Genomic DNA, 23936 nt, shown 5'->3' with positions numbered 1-23936 from the left:
ATGAATTATCTGATTGCTACTTTTTATAAATTTGTTACTATATCAGACCTAGAAGCTAAAAAAGCGCATATTCTGGGTTTGTGCCGAGAAAATGGTATTAATGGTACGATTATCTTGGCAAAAGAAGGAATTAATGGCACGATCGCTGGCAGTAAAACAGCTATTTCCCAAGTTTTAGATAGTCTTCGCAACTTAGAAGGTTTGGCAGACTTAGAACATAAGGAATCGACTTCTAACAAACCTCCTTTTGTCCGCATGAAAGTAAAAATTAAAACGGAAATAGTTACTTTGGGAATACCCGAAGTTAACCCCAATCAACAGGTAGGTACTTATGTCGATCCTCATGATTGGAATCAAATTATTAGCGATCCTGAAGTAGTAGTCATCGATACTAGAAATGATTATGAAGTAGGGATTGGCAGCTTCAAGCGGGCAAAAAATCCCAATACCGAATCTTTTCGGGAATTCCCTGAATATATTCAAGACAATCTCGACCCAGAAAAACATCCCAAGGTGGCAATGTTTTGTACTGGGGGAATTCGTTGTGAAAAAGCCTCTTCTTATATGCTTTCTCAAGGATTTAAAGAGGTATATCACCTCAAGGGAGGTATTCTCAAATATTTAGAAAATGTCTCCCCCGAAGAAAGTATGTGGGAAGGAGAATGTTTTGTCTTTGACGACAGGGTAGCAGTGAAAGAAGGTTTAGAATTGGGCAGTCACGACCTTTGTTATGCTTGTGGACACCCTATTTCTGAAGCAGAAAAGCAGTCTCCTCAGTATGAACCTTATATTTCCTGTCCTTACTGTTATGACAGCCTCACTCCAGAGAAAAAAGCCCGTCAAGAAGATCGTCGCCGACAAAGAGAATATATTAAGAAGATGAAAGAAGGATGAGGAGTAGGTAGGTAGTAATAGTAGTAGGGGCGGTTCGCGAACCGCCCCTACTATTGGGGTAAAATTTTGAGTTGCAGGGGATTTTTAATAACAATATGGCGATCGCTTTTTAAGGGGACATATTTGATTTTAACTTTTTTGTTTTTGAGGTAGATCGGGTTGTCTTGACCGACTATCTCAATCGCTATCTTTTTATCTAGATAAACTTTATGTTTGTGACGATCGCGATCGACAATAGTTAAGCTATAGTGATTATTTTGGCTTTTCCAATCTTGAATTTTGCCAATTAATTCTAAATATTGCAGTCTTGGAGGGCAGTATAAGTTTACAGGATTTACCGTAAAATCGGCACAGGTAATTGTTTGTTCAACACTTTTTATTACTTCTCTATAGTCTGTATAATCAATTGGTGTATTAGAGTCGCCATAATTAGCTTTATCTTTATTGGTAACTGTTTGAGGAGCATTATTTAATAATGTGGTTAAAATTTGGCTATCTTTTTTTGCTAGGGAAGGAGATAGATAAACTCTACCTCTAGGAATATCCATTGTTTGTAAAATAATCCGAAAATTATTGTCTAAATCTTTTTTTTCAATTGTTTCATTCCATATCCCTACGCCAATATCGACCCGACCATTTTTGACCATTTCCTTGATTTTTGATGCCCGATAATTGCGATATATATGTAGTTTTTCTCCATATAAATAGTAAAGGGGTAGATAAAAACTAGATGCAGAATCATCATTCCCCAAAGCAATTTTAGTTGCAGGAGTAATATTATCCATAGATTCTATTTGGCTATCTTTTCTAACAAATAGAACAGATTGATAGTAAGGAGGGCGATCGGGATATATTCTAGCTATAGGATGGTAATTATTATCTTCTGCTGCCAGAGAGACTGTGGGAGATGGTGCGAATACTAAATCCCATTGTTTGAGTTGAATGCGATCGCTTGCCAGGCGTTCGGGTATATTTTCGTAGCCATCTAGAGTTATTTTGACTCTTTTATTTAGTTTGGATTCTAAGTAGCTAATTAATGGTTCGTATTTTTCAACATCGCCTAAAATACCGATAGTCAAAGATTTAGTTTTTAGTTTATATTGATGCGTTTTAGAATGACCTACCTTATTATTAGTAATAGTGGCTTGCTGATTTTGTTGATAATATAAATTAGAGACAATAATTCCGCTAGTTAAAATTCCTATAACTATAGTCAAAGCAATATTTTTAATTGGAGGATATTTAGGTTTAATTTCTACTAAATTAGATTCTATATAGGTTGCCAAAATTCCTAGCAATTCTTCATCAATAGTATCGATATTGAGATAGTAATTAATTTCAGTTCTAATGTTTTTGGCAGGAATTTGTGAAAATAGTTGTTTAAATTGTTTGCGCGATAAATTGCTGACTCCAGTACAGTTTAATTTTGTATTGGGTTCTCTAACTAATCTCTTGCTAGCAGCTAATAAATCCGTAGCTTGATTAGAAGCTAGTAAATCTCGAAGATAGATTTCTGACATTAATTTTAAATCTCCTCCTTGTCCCAATAGCAATCGTCTAGTAACGAGACAAATTCTGATGGTTCGGCTTTTGAACCAATAACTAATAAAGATTTGCTAGCTCTAGTACAAGCAACATAAAATAATCTTTGTTGTTGAAATTTAAACTCTTGCTTTTCTTTTTCTGAGGTACTATTAGGCAATGATTTAGGTAGTTTTTCTTGAGAAAAGTTTATTAGACATACAAAAGGAAACTCTAAACCTTTGGCTGCATAAATATTCATTACCTGAATTGCTTTTGGTTTAATGCTATTTTTTCGAGTGATCGCTTTACTGGTAATATGTTCGGAAATAATATTATTATTATTTAATCCTAAAACAAATTCTTTAATATTGTCGTCAAAATCGTTAGATAAAATTGCTCCTTCGTAGCGGGAGATATGATATTTATCTTCTAGATCTTCAAAGAAATGTTTAATGGTTTTGAAAATTAGATCGGGGCGATCGGTTAATAGTAATTTAGGTTTGATTCCTAACTCTCGATTATTATCAAATAATAGAGTTTTACTATCAATAAAGTCGTCTTCGACTTTTCTAGGCAAGATAGATATACAAGCTTTGGAAATCGATTCTGTATTGCGATGGTTTTTGCGCAGCACTTTTTCTTGGCTGGTTAGATTGGGAAAGCTTTTACTTTCCATAATATATTTAAAACTAAATAACTTCTGATATAACGACTGAGAAGTATCTGCCGTCAAATAAATACCAGAATAAGAACGAGTGATCGCAATCAAAATTTTTAAGGCTACAGGAGATAAATCCTGTACTTCATCAACAATAATATAGTCATATAGTTTAATTTTTTGGGCTTGAACTATTTTAAATGCCTCTTGATTGACCCATTCTTGAATTTGTAGTTTGTAGTCTTGTTGCAGGATTTTTTTCCATTCTTTATATATTTGCCAAATTGCCTTACGATGACTAGTTTGTAAACTAAATCTTTGTCCTTTACGTTTTACTAGTTTATAAGTTTTTAAATCTTTTATTTCCCTAGCTTCAATAACCTTGATAAACTCATCTAAAATATATTCATAACCTAGAGAGTCTAATTTTCTTTTAATATTAATATTGATTTTGCTACTTAATAGCTGAATTGCTTTTTTTAAGATCTCCTTTTGCCAGGGACGGGGTGCTATTTGAGGGATACCATACTTACTACGATATTGCTTGATAGCAATGGCATCGGGAGTGCAAATATCGACATTTTTAGTGCTAGGATCGCCATCCAGAATTAAAGTTAAAATCCTTTTACTATAATCTACTAAGGTTTTACTATGAGTAGCAAATAAAATCTGGCGTTGAGGATATTTTTCTATCAGATATTTAACTCGATGAAAAGCAATTAAACTCTTACCAGTTCCCGCAGCACCTTTAATTAAAATACAGCGACGATCGCTTTTATCAATGTTTAAGCGACAATATTCTTTTTGCTTGCGGTCTAAATTTAAAAATGTTTGTAAAAAGCGGTCTATTTCATATTTGCCTTCAGTTAGATCTTGAAGTGTTTTCAAATCGGACTGATAAGAATTTTCTGTTTCTAAAGCTTCTCTCGTATTAGGAGAAAATAAACTATCGAGCAAAATATTAAGATATTCTTCGGGAATATTCAACTCTAAAACATCGTTTTCATCGGTCAAATTTAATATTTCCTGCCAATATTGTTGAGGAATTTTTAATCTAGTTAAAATACGCCGATCGAATAAACTTTTACTAACTGCCAAATCTTTAGAATTGCAATCTAGCTGTTTTACTCGTTGCAAAAATAATTCGTTCAAATCCAACTCTTCCAAAACCAGATCGCGATCGATCCCATTGCGAGCATGATGTTTGAGCCTAGCAATTTCCTCTGGTGCATAGGTGTCTTCTGCACGACGATTGAGTCGCAAAAACCGCACGGTATTATCCGCATTAGTATAAAATAAACGATAATTATGTTTGACTCGTCGATACAAAATATCAGAATTTTTTACTTTACCGACATTCCTCAATTGAATTTGCTCTTTAATAACTTGTATTTCTTCAAGAGCTTTTTTGCTGATACTATCGGCAACTTCTAGCAGATCGAATAGGAATGCTTTTGTAAAAACAACTTCGTTCATTGTATTGACAACTCCTAATTGTTTCTTGCTTGAGCTACATTTAGCATTCCCCTATTACAACCTGTTTTATTCATTTGGTCTACGGAAAAAACCGATCTATCTAAAATATAGTTGATGATTTTACTACCAACGCCAATCCTTAAGCCACATTGCTCCTTGAGACACGATTATGGGTCAATGTTCAATGGTTGGTGTAGAATCATCCTGTTCATTGGAATGATGAGTAGATTTAGTATGGCTGAGATGTAATAAATATTGGCTAATCGAAATCAGTAGAATTGCCATAGATATGTAAATAATATCGCTGAGTTTACCGATTTCAATACTCAGCGTTTGTTTAAAAAGACTAACTATCAACGCTACTACAATTACATTAACTAATTTGCCTTTTAATTCTTCTAAGCTGTTACTCTGTAAAATACTAGAATTATCTTGATATTTTATTTCAATTTCTGAAATGAATAATTCGTAGATACCAAAAGCAAAAATCAATAAAACAATACCAATTAAATAATAATCTACTCCGCCGATAATATAGGCTACTGTCTTAATCGTAATTTCACCTTCTGGATCTTTAGGATCTAAGGCTAAAGTCAAACCAGCCCAAATATCAATAGTGCCAATCATAATTAAACGTAAAGCACTTAATAAACTAAAGATTACAGGAGCAAGAATAAAAAAACGAAAATTCCAAATTGTAGTTTCAAAAAGTAGTTCTAATTTTCTTAAATTGACTTTTGTTCTATGTTTCATTGTTGATTTTTTGCTGGATCTTATCCACTAATTTTGAGTAGCTATCTTGCCCAAATAAATTAACTATTAAGTGATAGCAAAAATTTTAAATTGTTTTATTAAATTGAAATCGATCAAATCTAGCTATATTATCGATGATAGTTGTCTTGTTGAGTAACATGAAAATACATATTTTCTATACTCTTCTCAAAACTTAGATAGTCTGTTACCAGCCATATAGGTCAGTCTTTTGTATTAATATAAAGCTTTTTCGACTAAAATTTATTTTTACGATGCTTAAAAAAACGTTACAGTCTCTCCTTTAGAGGCTGTTTGTAACAAAAAATACAACCAAAAAAAATACCTCCAAGTTGAACAACATTTAGAATGTATAAAGATTTTTAATAGAGTAAAGGAGGAAGTCGAATAATACAATTTTACAAACAAATAAAATCCAAAAGTGAATCATCTTAATGGTTGTAAAATCCATGACAACCCAAACAACTTGGAATAGACTTTAGACAGTACAAATACTGCTCATACTTATTAGGTAGAGTTACGCAAAGCAATGCTAACAAACTCAGATAAAAAAATACTATAACTTATTGAAAAAGGATTTATACACAGAGCAATAGGAAGATTTTTCAATATAAGTCATTCTGCTATGGGAAATGTTAAAAGAACAGAGCGTAAAGCCAGTCTTATCAACACAAAAAAGTTTAGATGAAGTTAATACTAGAAACTTTCATCAGGGGCAAATCAAGGACATAATGTATATCAACCTGGTTTTGTATCCAACTCAGATAGGCTTAAACCGTTGCTATAATTATTAGAGCGGATGAGGGGAATCGAACCCCTAGCTTTAGCTTGGAAGGCTAAGGTATTACCACTATACGACATCCGCAGCTTAGTTAGTTTTTAAACCAACTCAAATATAGTAACGAGATTTCGTGGTTTGGTCAAGCTTTTTAAGAAGAAAGTTTGGTAGTCTTTAATATTTCTAGATGTAATTAGGAATCAATTGGTGTCGAATTGGTGTCACCAAATGTATTCTGAAAACAAAGATAAAGCCCGTTTGGGCAAGGTTACAATAATCAAACATCATCTAGATGAAGCTACAAAAACTAGTTGATCGCGGTGCGGAATTGGCGGAGATAATTGCAGCGGTAAAGCGAGTTATTTATATTCATCCTTTAGCTTTATTCTGTCTTTGTTTTGGTGCGGGGTCATTTTTGTTTTGTGCGGGACTATCTTTACTTCGTGCCACTAACTATCAAGTAGAAATTGCTCAATACAAATTAGCTGTTAATTCGGCTTTGCATAAAGCTCAAGAAGAAATAAATCAGATCGATCGCACTGTGGAAACTGCGCCCTTAGCCACCAAGCAAAAGCAGAAAATTAAGCAATCGACACAAAAAAGCAATGCTGTAATCGAGGAAATTCAGAAAGACATTAAGAGTGAAAACGAACAATTATCTAATCATCAGGAATAATTAACCTTATTGGGGATTCCATATAACTCAAGAGCCAACTTGCCATAGTTGCACGACGAGTATGTCGGGGAGTAAATTCACCTATCTTGTAGCCTTTGAAACCGAGTTTTTCTTTTAATAATTGCTTATTTTCTTTAGGAATAGAGCGAGTCAGTTTTACTGTAGGGGGACGATTGGCGATAAAATCTGGGGGTTCGGGAAATTTTTCAGCCCAGTCGTCTATAGTTGTGCTATTGTCCCAAGTTTGGGTAGTTTCATCGAACCGATAGCCTAAATAATGCCAAACCAATTTATTAACCGTCAGATCGTCTAATTCTTCTTTGAGAATTGCCCAGATTGTATCGTTGTTGAGAGGGGGTAAATTAGACATGAAAACTATTCGATCGCTTTTTCTTCTAAGATAATCATAGCGTTTAAAGCGATCGCTTTTTTCAAAGCTAATAACCAATATTTTGTAGCGTGGGCATTGCCCACACTACCTAGCAATTAAAATTCAAAAATAGTTCTGAGAGTTGCTACATATACCGTATCGTTTTCGCTGTTATTTTCAGGATTGACGATCGCGATCAAACCAGGATTGAGAGAAATACCTTTACCCAATTTATATCTATACTGTGCCTGGATGTGCCAGTTAGCATCATCTTCTTCTACTCCCGTATCGTTATCGATGACACGAGGTTGTTGTCCGACGATAATCCCCCCAACATTTCCTTCTCCTCCCAGATCGGGAAAAGCCAAGCTAACAGCCCAGTTTAAAACTTGAGCTTCATCCCCAGAAGCAACTCCAGCCCCATCTTCTTGGGATTGCGCGATGGTATATCCTGCCCAACCAGAAAGAACTAAAGGTTTGAATTTAAGACTAGTTTGCAAGCCAAAATGATTGGCACTAGTATCGATATTGCCGAAGGGTGCGTTAGCTAACCTACTACCAGTACCCGCAGTCACAAAAGCTCCACCCGCAGGATAATAAGCCCTAACGTAAGTTAAACCAAAATTGAGGGTTTCAGTCGGTTTAAGATCGATTTGTGCCAAAGCAGCAAAAGAACCATCAAACAGTCCGTTTTCTTCAGTGGGGTTGTTAGCATTTCGAGCTAAATAACCCGCGTTAAAAGCGATCGCATCGCTAAACTTATAAATAGCAGTTACGCCACTTCCCCCCGCACCTTGAGCATAAATAGGGTTGAACCGTCCAAAGTTGGAAATCGAACCTTTCACGGGGTTGGCAAACAGTTTATTAAAGTTATCGGAGACATTGGCGTTATAACGTCCTCTGGTAGCATCGATGGTAAATCTGAGTTTCTTGGTAGGATTAAAACGATAAAATAGCTTCCCAATTCTCACGTCACCATTTAAAGGGCGATCGAAAGCCAAGCGAGTCATATTTGTTCCCGTCACTGCGTTGCCAAAACGAGTTGCATTGATGCTATCGAGGCGTACTTTGAGTAAATCTTTGCCTGTAAAGCTAGTGTTGAAATTCAGCCTTAGTTTGGTGTCAAATACTACCTCGTCTTCAACTTCTCCTGCCGATCCTGCAACGGCATTAAAAGGAACTGCTCGATCTTCGCCAAAAGCACTGGTTAAGGAAAATACTGCCTGTCCTTTTAGTTTGGTGGTAGTAGAAAATTGACTGTCTTCTAAAACTGCGGTGCGACTCTCGACTGCATCTACTCTACCGCTAATGGTAGCCAATTCTGTTTCAAATTCTTGAGTTAAACTGGCGATCGCCTGAAGATCTTCATCCCCAACATTCTCAGACGATGCAATCAAACGTTCGATCTGATTGAGACAAGAATTCAACCCCGCAGCAAACTCATATCGAGATAAAGGGCGATCGCCTTTAAAAGTGCCATCGGGAAAACCTGAGATACATCCATAACGATCGACTAAAGATCTTAAAGCCTCATAAGACCAATCTGTAGGGGAGACATCTTGTAATTGATTGACATTAGTAATTTGTTCCAGGTGATCGCTTTCTAGATATTCTAGATTTATTTCTGGATCGATCGCTTGAGCTAATGTATTGTTTCCCCAAGCTAAAATACTCAATCCCAACAACGAACCCCAAGTATAAATACTCGAACGACTAGTTTTCATTATTCTCACACCAAAATTTAAGAGTCATAAAACGACCTTTATAACCTTTAAATCCAAAAAGTACTTGTGAGAAAAAGTAATTTGGTGATCGGATAAAATCACTTTTTACTATTATTTATTGGCTCTTGAGTTAAAAATTCTGCTTTACCAATAAAATTAATTCCTTCGGGAGTAATTTCAAACCGATAGGGCAATACTTCCACTCCTGCGGTAACGGCTTGACGTAGCAATTCTCCGTAAAGGCGATCGCAACTATCGCTGGGGGCAAAGCGATCGCAATCTCCACGATTGATGAAATAGAGCATTACTGCCTCACTGTTTGGCATTAGGTTGGTTAGTTCTTGTAGGTGTTTTTGTCCTCTGGTAGTTATGGTATCGGGAAACAAAGCTAATTTTCCTTGGCTGAGGGTAACGCTTTTGACTTCTAGATAAATTGGCTTTTGGTTAGCTTCTCCCGACAATAAAAAATCGATGCGACTTTTTTGATCCTTACCATAACGGACTTCCGAGCGCACTTGACTATATCTTCCTGCGAGTTCGGGAAACAGATTTTTTTCCAAAGCTAACTTCACGACTCTATTGGGAATAGCAGTATTAGTTCCCACCCAAGTAGAATCTAGTTTAATCATTTCCCAGGTATAAGCTAGTTTGCGTTTGGGATTATCGCTTGTTGAGACTCGTACCTCTCGATCTGGGATATATATACCCGTCATCGGACCTGTATTGGGACAGTGAGCCGTAATTATCTCTCCCGTGTCTAACTCAATATCTGCCAGAAATCTTTTGTAGCGTTTAATTAAACGACCAGTCGTTAAAGGAGGATATTGATAAATTAAAGTCATGGGATATTTTCGGATTTTAAACAGGTTTTAATCTAATACTTATCACGGTTGGTTATAAGTTAATTAAAATACTATCTTTGACACATAATTGCCATTTGAGTTCCTATTGGAAGCACTGCATTAAAAGTCATTGTGTTTTGCGTATTAGGAATTGCTGCTAAATAAAAAGGTCGTTGTTGGGTTTGAAAATGTTGTGTTCCCTGAGCGATTAATCCATAGTGTCCTCTTTCTTGTTGCAGTTCCCATCTACCTTGTGCTGTATAAGGTTCTTGATAGCCTATTACCTGTGCGTAATAGACACCTTGACTCTGAAAAGAGCCATCGGGATGAAAGTTAATGACAAATTCGTCTATCGAGTTACCTAAATTACTACTACTCCCATCAACTCTTCTGCTATTCATCGAACATTGCCACTGACCTGTTACGCTATATCCTTGTTGTGCTGGTATGGGTTCGCTAACAACAGTAATAGCAGTAACAGCTAAAATTGTGGAAGCGATCGCTGTTTTAAAGAGTTTCATTTTTAGTATCCTGTCTCGTGTTGTTCTGTGGATACTTATTTCTCGACAAAAGAGGATATGCAGTTTTAATTAATCAAATCACCAGCATTTATCTTTGACAAGATGCCTAACTGATTATCCTCCACAGCGATTAAAGCATCACCATTGCGATCGGTAATACTTAATTCCTCGAAACCGATACCCAAGCCAGCAATGCCAATAACATCAACTCCAGACTCAAAATCGGTATGATATTAGCTAATTTGGGAAAAGTGGTATTAGCAAGCCCAAATTGATTTGTGCCTTCACCTCCTGCGATCGCCTTATTTCCGCCATCTTCGCCGACAAGGCGATCGCCCTTATTTAAAATAGCCGTATCTTTTTCTGCTGCCGATTCAGCAGTCATCCCAAATAGGGTTTGATACATGATGCGATATATATCGGTATTGTCTACAGTATCTTCAATCAAATTGGAGTTTAGACCGTATCCTTTAGCAACAATGCTACCTGCAACGTCCCTAGTACTAACATAAGCGATACCATATTCAAAGTTATCCCCATTGGCATCGGGCGCACCCGTGGTAAAAGGTACGGTATTATTACCTGTCGTACCATCTAAAGGGTATTTAATGCCATCGGCATCATCACCAAAAGAGACTAATTCTGACTGTACCCGAATATTACCGACGGTTTCCCTACCTTCATTTACATCGATTACTTCCAACCCCCCCGCATCACTATCAGCAGCAGTAAGAACTAGAGTATTAGGATCGACATCATCGACAAAATCCAGTGCTACGCCAATGGCATCATCAGCCCGTAGAGTCGATTCGATCGCCCCCACGCCATTATTATTATTGGAGAAGTTGTCCGAACCTTCTTCTTCTAGGACGATCAAAAAGCCATCTTCCCCATTGACAAATTTGTCTAAACCTAAAGTTGTCTCTAACATTTCGGCAACAGTAGGGGGATTTTCGTTTCCTGGTTGTCCGTATAGAACTAGTTCGCCATTTTCATCGACAAACCCTTCTTCCACTAAAGTCGCTTCATCTTTATAGTTATAGGTATCTTCCGCTGCAAAAATACCGATAAGGTTATCGGTATCAGCAGGCAGGTTTTCCAACTCTTCGCGATTATAAACGATGGTGTAGCCCAATTCGACCGCTTCGGCAATTAAGTTACGTCCGTCTTCCCGAATTCCCTCTTCTCCAAAGCGTCCTACCGTACCTACAGGTAGATAATGGATTTCTCCCCCGCCCAGAATCACATCTGCCCCAGACTCGACAATTTCGGCAGTAATTTCCGTTACTTGGCGACGGTTCTCCACATCTGCTAAAAATACCCCCGTACCAGGTTCGGCAATAAATCCCGAATTAATTACCGCAGTAGGCTTACCTGTGGCGATCGCCTCTTCCATAATGGTCGTACCTGCCTGCCCCGAAAGAGAAATGTAGGGATTGCCCTCTTCATTCAAACCATAACTTCCTGCATGGGGTTTGATGCCATAGGCATGGGCTACCGCACCACCATTAGATGTGGCAACAATTCTGTCGTCTAAATGACCTAGATATACTCCCGCATCGGTCATTAAATCCCAGTTCAATCTGCCATCTGTACCCACCTCAGCCAAGCGGGCAGCAGCATAATGGGAAGGGCTGGTGCCATCGGGATGAATAAAGATTACATTACCTGTATCTTGAGTGGGTTCTGGTGGGGTAGGAATGTCCCCAAAAATTCCTTTTGGGGGTGCTAATTCTTCATCGAATAAAGTTTGGTACATCAAACGGTAGATGGCAGTATTATCCACCGTAGCGGGTAATTCTTCGGCATTTAAACCGTAGGTTTTAGCAACAATACTCCCAGCAAAATCTGGGTTTCCCGCCCAAGCCACACCAAAATTAAAGCGATCGCCATCAGCATCAGGCGCGCCCGTAGTAAAGGGTGTGGTATTGTTACCAGTCCTACCGTCTAGGGGAATTTTGGTTGCAAAAGGTGGTTGGATTTTTGTCTGACGTACTGTCTTGACATCTTCGGGTACATTACTTACTTCCAAACCGCCCCCATCGCTATCAGCAGCAGTAATTAAAAGAGTATCGGGATTAACATTATCAATATAGTCTTGTGCTACGCCGATCGCTTTATCTGCCCGCAAAACAGCTTCAATTGTCCCAACCGCATTATTATTATTACCAAAGTTATCAGTGCCTTCTTCTTCGAGGACAATAAACATCCCATTGTCGTTGTCCTTAAAAATATTTAAGCCCAAAGTTGCTTCTAGCATCTGGGCTACGGTAGGAGGGTTGTCATTCCCTGGCTGTCCATAGTAAATTAAATTACCCTCTTCATCGACAAAACCTGATTCTTGTAAGGCTGTTTCGGGAATGTCATTATAGGTGTCTTTTGCGGCAAATATCCCCAAGACCTTTTCCGTATTTGCAGGTAGGTTTTCTAATTCTTCTAAGGTATAAACAACGGTGTAGCGCAATTCTTCCGCTTCTTCAATCAAGTTACGTCCATCTTCGCGAGTGCCCTCTTTCCCAAAACGTCCTACTGTTCCTTGGGGTAGATAATGGATTTCGCCACCACCCAGAATTACATTAACCCCAGACTCGACAATTTCGGCAGTAATGCCAGTGACATCTTGTCTACTTTCGGCATCCGCTAAAAAAACTCCCGTACCAGGTTCGGCAATAAACCCCGAATTAATCACTGCGGTAGCTTTGCCAGCAGCGATCGCCTCTTCCATAATGGTTGTACCTTCTTGTCCCGAAAGGGAAGTATAGGGGTTGCCCTCTTCATCTAAACCATAGCTTCCTGCATAAGACTTAATCCCAAAAGCATGAACCACAGCCCCGCCATTTGATGTGGAGACAATTTGGTCGTCTAGGTGTCCTAAATATACTCCTGCTTTGGTCATTTCATCCCAATTTAGCCTACCGTCAGTACCTACCGACACCAAACGTCCTGCTGCATAGTGGGAAGGACTTGCACCATCGGGATGAATAAAAATTACGCTATTTCCTTGATTATTACTCATAAATTATTCATTTAATTTTTATAGTAGTTAATTTTTTAACCGTCGAAAAATGAGATAATTGCAATTCACCGAATATGAGTTGACTTATTAATCATTAATTTTTTAATCTCCCATGCCCGATATCGAAACTTTAATCAAACAAGTGCAACAAGAAGCACAACGAGAAGAATTTCCGATAGATATACCCGTTTATAAATCTGCTAATCTCGAACCGACTAAACCGATTCTTTATGCAGGAAACTTACAAAGTCCTCTGTGTTTTTTTGGACGGGATTTGGGTAAAGATGAAGTTATTGCTCGTCAGCCTTTGATTGGTGCTTCGGGAACAATGGTGAGAAAGGGTTTTTATTATTCTATTTACCAACAAAAAGCTCCTAGTCGTAAAGATTTAGATGATACCACTATCGAACGAGTTTTATTATCTAATACTGTTCCTTATAAGCCACCAGGAAATAAAGCCTATTTGATGAAAGTCAAAAAAAGATTTCGTCCCTTCATCGAACGATTATTTGTTTTTCATTGGCAAGGGGATCAAATTATTACTTTGGGTACGGAAGCATTTAAGTGGTTTGCCCCCTATGGTGGTAAAGGAGAAATCAATGATTTTTTTAGTCAAGAAAGTACCCGTTACGAACAAAAAATTACTGTAAACCTTACTGCCACAGACGAATCGGGTATTAGTCAGTCCAAGGCGATCGATTTATTACCCTTACCTCATCCTTCTCCTTTAAATGCTAAATATTATGCAGCTTTTCCAGGGATGTTACAGAAACGTTTGGCACAAGTTGAATTTTAAATTAATGCTTTAGCTGCTATTTTGCTTTTAGATTAATAATTCAAAATAGATTGATAAACTCAGGCAATAAAATATATTAGTTTTGTTAAACAAAGCTACTTGCTGACAATCTATGTCTATCTAGCAATTCTCTTTAATTCATGACATTTTATTGCTTGAGCTAAAAAATATGCAACAGAAGATCGGCAACAAATCTAACCCAACAACAATTATTTAAAATTACTCCTTCGCCAACAACTGAGTACTTTTATAAGCTCAAGATTAAATCGATACTTTTATTTTGCATCTTGGTTATTGAAAAACGAACTGTGAAAATCAAATATTTCCCAAGCGATCGCAGTTATCAGAATATAAAAACATGATATCTTATTATTAAATAGATAAGATTTTGTTAAACTCGATACAAAATATTAGAGCAATAAGATTTATGACTAACAAAAAAACTGTTATATCCCCTTCAATTTTATCCGCAGATTTTAGCCGTTTGGGTGAAGAAATTAAAGCTGTAGACAAAGCTGGTGCAGATTGGATTCACATTGATGTTATGGACGGTAGATTCGTTCCCAACATCACTATTGGCCCGATGATTGTCAAGGCAGTTCGTCCTCTAACTACAAAGCCTTTGGACGTACATTTGATGATCGTCGAACCAGAAAAGTATGTCGAAGAATTTGCTAAAGCTGGTGCAGATATCATCTCCGTTCATGCAGAACACAATGCTTCCCCTCACTTACACCGTACTTTAGGTCAAATCCGTGAATTGGGCAAACAAGCAGGTGTTGTCTTAAATCCTGGGACTCCTCTATCTTTGATCGAACACGTATTGCCTCTTTGCGACTTGATTTTGATCATGAGCGTTAACCCTGGCTTTGGCGGTCAAAGCTTTATTGCTGAAATGGTAGACAAAGTTGCTGCTTTGCGTAAAATGTGCGACGACAAAGGTTTAGATCCTTGGATCGAAGTTGATGGCGGACTGAAACCCAACAATACTTGGCAGGTATTAGAAGCTGGTGCAAATGCGATCGTAGCTGGTTCTGCGGTATTTAAAGCACCCGACTATGCCGAGGCTATTGAAGGTATTCGCCACAGCAAACGTCCTCAACCCGAACTAGCTACAGCATAGTTGCTATAGCCATAAGTTACTGATATATAGATAAATAAAAAAGATTCATCGCAATTGTTGATGAATCTTTTTTTATCCAATCTAATAATTTTAGGTTTGCAAAGAAATTAAAACCTTTAACTTTTCTCTTATGCCCTTTTCTTCTCTTATGCCCTTTTCCCTACTTCACCAGAATAATTATAAAAAAGCGCAATTAACTTAAAGAATACCAACCATATGTAATGGACCAGTACCGCTTAATAATTCAATCAACAGACCGAAGAAACCAATCATTGCCAAACGACCGTTCCAAACTTCTGCCGCAGTAGTTAAGCCCCATTGCCATTTTTCTTGAGGATACATTTTCATGTTCTCTTTGGGATGAGTAACTTCTGCAAAAGTACAAGGCTTGTTATCAAGAGATTCGACAACTAAATTGGCTAAAGAATCGATAAAACCAGGATGGACGTTTAAGGCGGGTACGCGATGGAAATTTTCAATTCCTGCTTCCTCTGCAACTTCTCGGTATTCCATATCGATTTCTTGTAGTGTTTCAATATGTTCGGAAACAAAACTGATGGGTACAACGGCTAAATCTTTTATTCCTTGTTCGCCTAATTCTTTTAAAGCATCATCTGTATAGGGCTGTAACCAATCTACAGGGCCAACTTTACTTTGATATGCCAAAGTATAACGGTTGGGTCGTCCTAAATTTTCCATAATCAGACGAGTACATTCTTCAATCTCTTTCTGATAGGGGTCTCCAGCCTCTTCTACATAGCTTACGGGAACGCCGTGGGCGCTAAAAAAAACGTGAGCTTTTTCAGGTTCGGGGAATTTGTCCAGTTCTTGCTTAATTAGATCTGCCATCGATCGCAAGTAACCAAGATGGTCGTACCAAGAAGGAATTAGAGTGTAGTCAATCTCTTTTAATTCTTCGTCTGTCCCCCATATTTCTTCCAGAACTCTAAAACTAGAACCGCTAGTGCTAATGGAAAACTGAGGATATAGAGGTAAAATAACCACCTCTTTAATGCCATCGTTTTTGATTCTAGCGATCGCTTCTTCTGTAAAAGGATGCCAGTAGCGCATTCCAATATAGATTTTGACATCTTGCCCCATTTCCTTAAGCTTGGCTTCGAGGGCTTTTCCTTGAGCTTCGGTTATTTCTCTTAGAGGAGAACCTCCGCCAATCTCTAAATAATTGTCTTCGGATTTTTTAGCCCTTAAAGTGGAAATTAGCCAAGCTAAAGGTTTTTGTAACGCTTTGACGGGCAATCTGATAATTTCTGGATCGGAAAACAAATTATATAAAAAAGGACGAACATCCTCTATCTTGTCTGGCCCACCCAGATTGAGTAATAAAACTCCAATACGACCCATAGTTCTAACAGTTTATTTTATTATTTCAATTTCTTTACTTATTTTAACAATATATCTTTTCTTCATGTTTCGTCGTCTCCAGTACACAGAACTTAATCAGTTATGAAGATTTATTTGAAACTGATTATCAATAAGCTTTGATAGCTTAACAGAATACTAAGCTAAACGATCGCTTTAGTGGGTAATATAGTCACCGATAAGCAATAATTTATTGTGTTCTTTTTTTATATCATGACAACGATCCCCTTACTACAACCAAATCTAGTTCTGGGCGGAACTATTTTCGACTTAACGCCTCAAACGCTTCTAGAACACAATATTGAGGGTCTGATTTTAGATGTAGATGAAACCCTTGTCCCTTTCAAACAAAAAGAAACTTCCGCTCAACTGCGACAATGGATTGCTGAAATCAAGCAAACTACCCCAATTTGGTTGGTAAGCAATAATATCAGTCATACTCGTATTGGAAATATTGCTCGTTCTGTTGATTTACCCTTTATTTCTGCTGCTAAAAAGCCTTCTCGTCGTAAATTGAGAGAAGCAGCCACAGCAATGAATTTATCTGTAGATAAGGTGGCTATGGTTGGAGATCGTCTATTTACCGATGTTTTGGCGGGAAATCGTTTAGGAATGTTTACTATTTTAGTCGAACCAATGGTCGATCCTTTAGTTGCGGTTCGTTCTCACCCAATTAGAGATTTTGAAATATGGCTTTCTCAATTTCTAGGGGTATCCTTAAATACCAATCGCGATCGCGTAATAAAAAGTAACAACTCTTGACTTGGCTAAATATAAAGAAAATATTACGAAATAATGAATCGGGCAAAATACCTGAGATTATACTTACAGATTAAATGAGGTCAGCCAATATAAAGACCTTAAATATAGCAGAAAACTAATATCATAAGCAGTGCCAAAGCAGAGCAATACTGAATGGTGCTGCTTATAATGTTTTGAATGACATTCTCATGAAACCAACTTTCAAGACTACTGTTGCTTGGGAACAAGCTCAAATGCTGATGCAACCATCATTACTACGAGTAATAGATAATATTCGTAAGGAATTAGAATCATCCCAATGGAAAGGAACTTATCGAGAAGTTACCGCACCAATTCCTGGCTACCATCTTTGTCTTAGTAGTGGCGATCGCAGAATAGAAATTGATATTTGGGAATTATGTTATCAAGTTTGTTTTCAGAAGTACGAACCAATTCAACATATTTTTAGTCACGAAGACGAGACGGCATATCCTGTAGATATAGACACTAGATTGATTGACGATCTGGGGGAAATAGACTGGCAGCTACTAGAATCGAAAGCTCAACAGTCCGTCAGAAAAGTATTTAGTAATTTACCCGAATAGTTTGATTGAGTCAACGAGCGTGAATCTGGAAATTATTAAACTCCACGAAGCAGCAATAGTTCCTCACTATGCCCATCCAGGAGATGCGGGATTAGACCTTTTTGCAGTGAATGAGGTTGAAATATTGCCTGGAGAAACCAAATTGGTAAAAACGGGAATCGCAATCGCCCTTCCCCTAAATACAGAAGCTCAAATACGCCCTCGTAGTGGTTTGGCATTAAAGCATTCTTTAACAGTTTTAAATTCTCCTGGGACGATCGATTCTGGATACCGAGGAGAGATCGGCATTATTTTAATCAATCACGGAAAAAAAACCTTTCAAGTATTGCCAGGAATGAAAATTGCCCAGATGGTTATCGCTCCTGTTATTCAAGCCAAAATAACTGTGGTAACAGAGTTAGACGATAGTTCTAGAGGCTCTGGTGGCTTCGGTTCTACTGGAAAAAGATAATAAGTCGTTCTACTTCTTGATGCAGTCGCTTTATTATAAAATGCTCGACGACTGTTTTGGTCTTAGAGAAGCTACCGCCTATCGCGTAGTGAAGGCGTGTAGAGTATATCACTAAACGTCAAATAATGAGGACAGGGAATAGAAAACAGGAAACAGAGGGCAAGGCATTCTCGTTGCGATCCTAGTTTTCTAGTATCTCATTTATTGAGGTGGAGCTACTTATATAGTTGTATTTTATCGAGCGCAACATCGTAATAGTAAAAGATAGATAAGATTTCAATAAAGCGATCGCCTTATTTATGGCGATCGCTTTGAATTTTCAACCCAAACCGCTCGCGACATTATTTCGTTCTATCCCATCAAAAAAGCTTTCAAGTATTCCCAGGAACACAAAAACATTGGGTGATTATTACTCCAACAGTTCGAGTTAAAGTAACAGTAGTAACAAAATTAGATTGTAGCTCTAGATTACCCCAAAGATTTGATTTTATCAAAATAATATACTAAAAGTTATTGTTTATTGTTTTCTAAAAACTATTTATTTTATCTTTTAGCTAGTAAAAACAATCTATTTTTGACTTTAAAGGCACTTTAGACAAGAATAATAGATATTTAGCTAATAATTAATTGAGCTTTATCTATTGAAAAACCATAGCTCATATATTGTATTTACTTTTTCTTTATAATTATTAAGCAAAACTTAAAATTACCCAAAATACTCTGACTTTAGATTTATAACGGAAGAGAGATGCACTTTTTAGAGCGCGTTTGTAGAATGGTTTTATCGCACTAAACCATATAGTTTAATTAATAAAAATAACGACTCCAGTCATGTTATCCAAAAGTAGAGGAAAAGTTGCTTTAATCTCCGTTCATGGAGATCCTGCTATAGACATTGGACAAGAAGAAGCGGGCGGTCAGAATGTCTATGTCAAAGAGGTGGGAGAGGCACTAGCCCGTCAAGGTTGGGAAGTAGATATGTTTACTCGTCGCAGCAATACCAAACAAGCCGAAATCGTACGCCACAGCCCAAATTGTCGAACGATACGTCTGACCGCAGGACCTCAAAAATTCATTCCGAGGCAAAAAATATTTAACTATCTGCCAGAATTTGTACAAGCTTTTTTAGATTTTCAAGCTAGCCAAAAAACCATTTATCCCATAGTCCACACTAACTATTGGCTTTCTGCCTGGGTGGGCATGGAGTTAAAAAAGTTTCAAACTGTAAAACACTTGCATACCTACCATTCTTTGGGGGCGGTAAAATATAGCGCGATTGATGCTATCCCTTTAATTGCTAGAACTCGTCTGAAAATAGAAAGGCAGTGTTTAGAAACAGCAGATAGAATTATTGCTACTTCTCCTCAAGAAAGAGAACATATGCGATCGCTCGTATCGAAAAAAGGCAACATTACAGTAATTCCTTGTGGTACGAATATTGACTGTTTTGGTAGCGCAGATCGCTTTGAAGGGAGAGCCAAAATTGGTATTGAGTCAGAAGCAAAAGTGGTCATGTATGCAGGACGTTTTGACCAACGCAAGGGTATTGAAACCCTAGTTAGAGCAGTCGCCACGGAAAAAGTAAAACGTCACGATAACCTAGAATTAATTATTGCTGGGGGTTATACTCCTGGAGAAAAAGACGGCATAGAACAAGAACGTATTGCCAGTATTGTCGAAGAATTGGGAATTGAAGAGATTACTACTTTTGCAGGTAAAGTCCGTCACGAAGACTTAGCTTACTATTACGCTGCTGCTGATGTTTGCGTTGTCCCCAGTCACTACGAACCTTTTGGCTTGGTTGCGATCGAAGCAATGGCTTCTCGCACTCCTGTAGTAGCTTCTAAGGTAGGGGGACTCAAGTTTTCCATCGCAAATGGCAAAACTGGATTACTCGTACCCCCTCAAGACGAAACAGCTTTTGCTAATGCGATCGATTCTATTTTGTCAGATTCTCAGTGGCAAAAAAAATTAGGCATACAAGCCAGAAAAAGAGTAGAAGATAAATTTAGTTGGGATGGCGTTGCCAATCAATTAGATCGAGAATATCTATCCGAATTAAATAGCTTGTGCGAAGATTTAGGACTACTGGCTTCTGCGGGTTAAGTTGATTGACTCGATTGACTAACAATCTTGATCAAAAGGGAGACAATTTTCCAATCTTGTCTCCCTTTTTTGTGGATTTAATTAACTAGTAAAAATAGGTTTACTGCATATCCCCTAAATTAAATAAGAAAGGAACTCCTCCTTGGGAATCTCCCCCAGTAACTAATACTTTGGGCATTTGCGCGCCACCTTCTCGCCAAGCTTCGATTGCTTCTTTTTGCAATACTAGTTCTCCTCCTTGGGCTCTTAAAGTTTCTGCCAAGAGTCTTTGAGCTTCGGCTTTACCTTTAGCTCGGTTAATATCTGCCTGAGCTTGTTGTTCGGCTTCTCTAGCAATGTAAACTGCTCGTTGAGACTTTTGTTCGGCAATTTGTGTTTCTTCTACCGCTCTGGCAAATTCAGGAGAAAAACTTAAATCGACTACGCTAGTATCCAAAACAATAATCCCATATTTATTCAAGCGTTCGCTTAAAGCATTATCAAAATCTTCTTTGAGTTCGTTTCTCTTGGTAATAGCTTCTTCTACCGTTCTTTTGGCAGCAGCAATTTTAAAAGATTCTTGAGTTTGAGGAGCGATAATTTTAGAGACAATATTTTGTAAAGTACCCTGTTTACGACGAATTTCTACCACTTGAATTGGATCCAGCCTAAAGTTGATGGCAAAGCTGGCTTTAAGATCTTGTAAATCTTTAGTCGAGCTTTCCGCAGGTACTTCAAATTTTTGTACTGTTAAGTCGTAAATATCGACATTAGAAATTAAAGGGGGACGAAGATGAATTCCTTCTAGTAAAACTCCATCTTTAGCTTTTCCCAATACGCTCAATACTCCTGCTTGACCTGGATTGAGAATCACAAATGAATTGAAACTTAGCAGAACTACCAAAGCAGCAATAATACCACCTAGTAAAGGCTGCCAGCTATTTTGAGATTGACTATTCAATTTTTTTCTCCTCTTTTGTATTTAAAAATAAAGTTTTTATCAATATTTGCAAGTTTATCCTATTTAACTAGCTAGTATTTGCCAAAATGAGCAATATCTTCGGCTCGTTAAATATTTTGTCCCAAACTAGTTAAAGATAGTCTGGCAGCTTCTTTAACTTGAGGGTGAACGTCTTTAGCTAAAAATTTAAGCGCGGAAACACTTTTTTCTGTGTCTAATTTTCCTAATGCCTCGGCAAGCCTTTGGCGAATTAGCCAATCATCAGAGTTAGCAAAAGTCAAAATTTTCTCTACTGCTTCCACTGCTTTAATTTCTCCTAAAGCTGCGATCGCAGCCTGCTGTAAAATAACTTCGTCGCTATCTAGAGCCTCCATCAGAAGTTCTTTAGCGCGGATGTCTTGCAAATTGCCCAAAGATACTGCTGCGCTAAATCTAACTAGCCAATTAGTATCCTCATAAAAAGCTCTGGTTAAATGTTCAAACGCCCTAATATCATTTAGATACCCCAAAGCACCTGCTGCATCTGCTCTTATGCCATAATCTGGGTCGCTTTCTAAAAGCTCGATCAATAATGGGAAACATTCGGGTGTTGGTTTAACTCCCAAGGCAAATACTGCCATCGAACGTACTGGAAGTATTTCGTCATTTAGCACTTTTTTGATTAATGGTACGGCATCTTCTGGTGCAACTTCTCGCAGCGAAGTAAGAGCTAATAAACGATCTTTAGAATTGGGACTGTCTAACTGACTGGCAATTTTGTCTAAATCTGGCATTATATAAAACGTATTTACAATTGATTTAATTCAAAAAAAGCTGATCATCAGTAGCTTTCTGAGAAATAAGCTTTTAGCATTTAGCAGAGGCTCGTTTATATTATGAAACCTTTTTCGTTAAAAAAGTAACAGATTAAAGTTTATTAGTTTCTGTTCTAATAAATAAGCCCCTACTAGAAAGTAGAGGCTTAGCTAAATTATCAAGTCCTAAATTAGTCTAATGAAACGAATAATTAGTCTAGGTCAGGCATAAATAATGTAGGTTCGGTTTCGCGTTCGATACCTTTTTCAAAACCGCCAGCAGCTGCTCTAGCTCTACCTGCGTGCCATAAATGACCTACGAGGAAGAAGAAAGCCATAACAAACTGGAATGCAGCCAACCACTGACGGATGTTTACGAAGTTGAAGGAGTTGGACTCAGTAATGATACCACCAACAGAGTTGATCGAAGCATTAGGAGCGTGAGTCATGTACTCAGCAGCACGACGTAATTGCCAAGGCTGAATGTCATTACGGATTTTGTCTAGGTCGATACCGTTAGGACCGCGCATGGGTTCTAACCAAGGACCGCGGAAATCCCAAAAGCGCATAGTTTCTCCACCAAGAATGATTTCACCAGTAGGAGAACGCATCAAGTATTTACCAAGACCAGTAGGACCTTGAGAAGAACCGATGTTCGCACCCATTTGTTGGTCGCGAGCTAGGAAAGTAAATGCTTGTGCTTGAGATGCTTCTGCGTTGGTAGGACCATAAAATTCACTGGGGTAAGCAGTGTTATTGAACCAGATGTAACAAGAAGCGATGAAAGACATCAAGGACACAGCACCAATACTGTAGGAAAGGTATGCTTCACCATTCCAGATCAAAGCACGACGCGCCCAAGCGAAAGGCTTGGTTAAAATGTGCCAAATACCACCAGAAATACAGATCAAACCGATCCAAATATGACCGCCGATGATATCTTCCATGTTATTGACACCAATAATCCAACCTTCGCCACCAAAAGGAGCAGAAGTTAGATAGCCAAAAATTGTGGCAGGGTTCAATGTGGGGTTGCTAATCACACGAACGTCACCACCACCAGGAGCCCAAGTGTCATATACACCGCCAAAGAACATGGCTTTGAATACTAGAAGGAAAGCACCAAGTCCTAGAAGAATTAGGTGGTAACCAATGATGTTAGTCATTTGGTTTTTGTCTTTCCAATCTTGGCTGAAGAAATTAGAATATTCTTCTAGTTTTTCAGGTCCGCGTAGAGCGTGATAAATACCGCCCAAACCGAGAACTGCGGAAGAGATTAGGTGCAATACACCAACTACAAAGTAAGGATAGGTGCTGATTACTTCACCACCAGGTCCTACACCCCAACCTAGAGTAGCTAGGTGAGGAATTAGAATCATGCCCTGTTCGTACATGGGCTTTTCGGGGACATAGTGGGCGACTTCAAAAATAGTCATCGCACCAGTCCAGAATACGATTAAGCCAGCATGAGCAACGTGCGCGCCCAAGAGCTTACCAGATAAATCGATCAAACGAGCGTTACCAGCCCACCAAGCAAAGCCTGTGGATGGTAGATCGCGACCTGCGCCGCCAGCAGGATTAGAGAGCGTTACCACGTGGTAGTACCTCCTCTGGGAATTCAAAGTTTTGATGTGGTTGGTCTTGAGTTGCCATCCATGCTCTGAGACCTTCATTGAGCAAGATGTTTTTGGTGTAGAAAGTTTCAAACTCGGGATCTTCTGCCGCTCTCAATTCTTGAGATACGAAGTCA

General features: G+C 38.2%; 20 protein-coding genes, 1 tRNA gene and 1 pseudogene. 8 read left to right on the top strand and 14 right to left on the bottom strand.

Translation table 11 applies throughout. The annotated features are described in order from the left end of the window. Positions 1-894, top strand: coding sequence for an oxygen-dependent tRNA uridine(34) hydroxylase TrhO (gene trhO, locus AC33VI_RS03295; protein ID WP_491780843.1), 894 nt, complete (start codon positions 1-3; stop codon positions 892-894). 50 nt (positions 895-944) lie between these two features. Here the strand turns inward: trhO and AC33VI_RS03290 are convergent, their stop codons facing one another. The 4 genes from AC33VI_RS03290 to AC33VI_RS03275 all read right to left on the bottom strand — a co-directional run bounded on the left by AC33VI_RS03290 (position 945) and on the right by AC33VI_RS03275 (position 6188). Beyond that, entirely contained in the window at positions 945-2414 is a 1470-nt protein-coding gene (locus AC33VI_RS03290; protein ID WP_491780842.1) for a phosphate/phosphite/phosphonate ABC transporter substrate-binding protein, read from the bottom strand. Between the two features lie 5 nt (positions 2415-2419). Next, positions 2420-4552: a 3'-5' exonuclease gene (locus AC33VI_RS03285; RefSeq protein ID WP_491780841.1), complete on the bottom strand. Its 2133-nt coding sequence runs from the start codon at positions 4550-4552 to the stop codon at positions 2420-2422. A gap of 174 nt (positions 4553-4726) precedes the next feature. Continuing rightward, positions 4727-5305 carry a YqhA family protein gene (locus AC33VI_RS03280; RefSeq protein WP_491780840.1) on the bottom strand — a complete coding sequence of 193 codons (579 nt, stop codon included), beginning with the start codon at positions 5303-5305 and terminating at the stop codon, positions 4727-4729. Between the two features lie 812 nt (positions 5306-6117). Continuing rightward, positions 6118-6188 (bottom strand) — tRNA-Gly (locus tag AC33VI_RS03275). Between the two features lie 205 nt (positions 6189-6393). Between AC33VI_RS03275 and AC33VI_RS03270 the strand changes: the two genes are divergently transcribed. After that, entirely contained in the window at positions 6394-6777 is a 384-nt protein-coding gene (locus AC33VI_RS03270; RefSeq protein WP_491780839.1) for a hypothetical protein, read from the top strand. Here AC33VI_RS03270 and AC33VI_RS03265 read toward each other — a convergent pair. The 5 genes from AC33VI_RS03265 to AC33VI_RS03245 form a co-directional block, all read right to left on the bottom strand. Next, the gene (locus tag AC33VI_RS03265; RefSeq protein ID WP_491780838.1) at positions 6761-7147 is read right to left on the bottom strand and encodes a DUF1823 family protein; all 387 of its coding nucleotides are present in this window, start codon (positions 7145-7147) and stop codon (positions 6761-6763) included. The genes AC33VI_RS03270 and AC33VI_RS03265 overlap by 17 nt on opposite strands. 116 nt (positions 7148-7263) lie before the next feature. Continuing rightward, positions 7264-8871, bottom strand: coding sequence for an iron uptake porin (locus AC33VI_RS03260; RefSeq protein WP_491780837.1), 1608 nt, complete (start codon positions 8869-8871; stop codon positions 7264-7266). Between the two features lie 98 nt (positions 8872-8969). Beyond that, entirely contained in the window at positions 8970-9713 is a 744-nt protein-coding gene (sfsA, locus tag AC33VI_RS03255) for a DNA/RNA nuclease SfsA (RefSeq protein WP_491780836.1), read from the bottom strand. A 71-nt stretch (positions 9714-9784) separates the two neighbouring features. Then, the gene (locus AC33VI_RS03250) at positions 9785-10234 is read right to left on the bottom strand and encodes a hypothetical protein (RefSeq protein WP_491780835.1); all 450 of its coding nucleotides are present in this window, start codon (positions 10232-10234) and stop codon (positions 9785-9787) included. Positions 10235-10394: 160 nt separating this feature from the next. After that, positions 10395-13250, bottom strand: coding sequence for an alkaline phosphatase (locus AC33VI_RS03245; RefSeq protein WP_491780834.1), 2856 nt, complete (start codon positions 13248-13250; stop codon positions 10395-10397). Between the two features lie 112 nt (positions 13251-13362). Between AC33VI_RS03245 and AC33VI_RS03240 the strand changes: the two genes are divergently transcribed. Both AC33VI_RS03240 and rpe read left to right on the top strand, forming a co-directional pair. Next, positions 13363-14046 carry a uracil-DNA glycosylase family protein gene (locus tag AC33VI_RS03240; RefSeq protein WP_491780833.1) on the top strand — a complete coding sequence of 228 codons (684 nt, stop codon included), beginning with the start codon at positions 13363-13365 and terminating at the stop codon, positions 14044-14046. A gap of 427 nt (positions 14047-14473) precedes the next feature. Continuing rightward, the gene (gene rpe / locus AC33VI_RS03235) at positions 14474-15169 is read left to right on the top strand and encodes a ribulose-phosphate 3-epimerase (protein ID WP_491780832.1); all 696 of its coding nucleotides are present in this window, start codon (positions 14474-14476) and stop codon (positions 15167-15169) included. Positions 15170-15367: 198 nt separating this feature from the next. Here rpe and hemH read toward each other — a convergent pair whose 3' ends face one another. Beyond that, positions 15368-16531, bottom strand: a complete 1164-nt coding sequence (hemH, locus tag AC33VI_RS03230) for a ferrochelatase (RefSeq protein WP_491780831.1) — start codon at positions 16529-16531, stop codon at positions 15368-15370. Positions 16532-16762: 231 nt separating this feature from the next. Here hemH and AC33VI_RS03225 point away from each other — a divergent pair, with 231 nt between their 5' ends. The 4 genes from AC33VI_RS03225 (at position 16763) to AC33VI_RS03210 (ending at position 20452) form a co-directional block, all read left to right on the top strand. Beyond that, positions 16763-17311: a YqeG family HAD IIIA-type phosphatase gene (locus AC33VI_RS03225; RefSeq protein ID WP_491780830.1), complete on the top strand. Its 549-nt coding sequence runs from the start codon at positions 16763-16765 to the stop codon at positions 17309-17311. A 188-nt stretch (positions 17312-17499) separates the two neighbouring features. Next, the gene (locus AC33VI_RS03220) at positions 17500-17895 is read left to right on the top strand and encodes a hypothetical protein (RefSeq protein ID WP_491780829.1); all 396 of its coding nucleotides are present in this window, start codon (positions 17500-17502) and stop codon (positions 17893-17895) included. A gap of 19 nt (positions 17896-17914) precedes the next feature. Then, positions 17915-18346 (top strand): dUTP diphosphatase, encoded by a 432-nt coding sequence (dut, locus tag AC33VI_RS03215; RefSeq protein ID WP_491780828.1) that lies wholly within the window; start codon positions 17915-17917, stop codon positions 18344-18346. Between the two features lie 831 nt (positions 18347-19177). Next, complete coding sequence (locus AC33VI_RS03210; RefSeq protein ID WP_491780827.1) at positions 19178-20452, top strand: glycosyltransferase family 4 protein; 1275 nt, start codon at positions 19178-19180, stop codon at positions 20450-20452. Between the two features lie 100 nt (positions 20453-20552). Here AC33VI_RS03210 and AC33VI_RS03205 read toward each other — a convergent pair whose 3' ends face one another. The 4 genes and pseudogenes from AC33VI_RS03205 to AC33VI_RS03190 form a co-directional block, all read right to left on the bottom strand. Further along, entirely contained in the window at positions 20553-21392 is an 840-nt protein-coding gene (locus tag AC33VI_RS03205) for a prohibitin family protein (protein ID WP_491780826.1), read from the bottom strand. Between the two features lie 107 nt (positions 21393-21499). After that, positions 21500-22165, bottom strand: coding sequence for a HEAT repeat domain-containing protein (locus AC33VI_RS03200; RefSeq protein ID WP_491780825.1), 666 nt, complete (start codon positions 22163-22165; stop codon positions 21500-21502). 233 nt (positions 22166-22398) lie between these two features. Beyond that, entirely contained in the window at positions 22399-23781 is a 1383-nt protein-coding gene (gene psbC, locus AC33VI_RS03195) for a photosystem II reaction center protein CP43 (RefSeq protein ID WP_491780824.1), read from the bottom strand. After that, positions 23765-23936, bottom strand: a pseudogene (locus AC33VI_RS03190) (photosystem II D2 protein (photosystem q(a) protein)); the annotation flags it as partial. The gene psbC and the pseudogene AC33VI_RS03190, both read right to left, overlap by 17 nt.

This window comes from Waterburya sp. (assembly GCF_058530065.1).
This window is presented reverse-complemented; position numbering and strand designations above follow the sequence as displayed.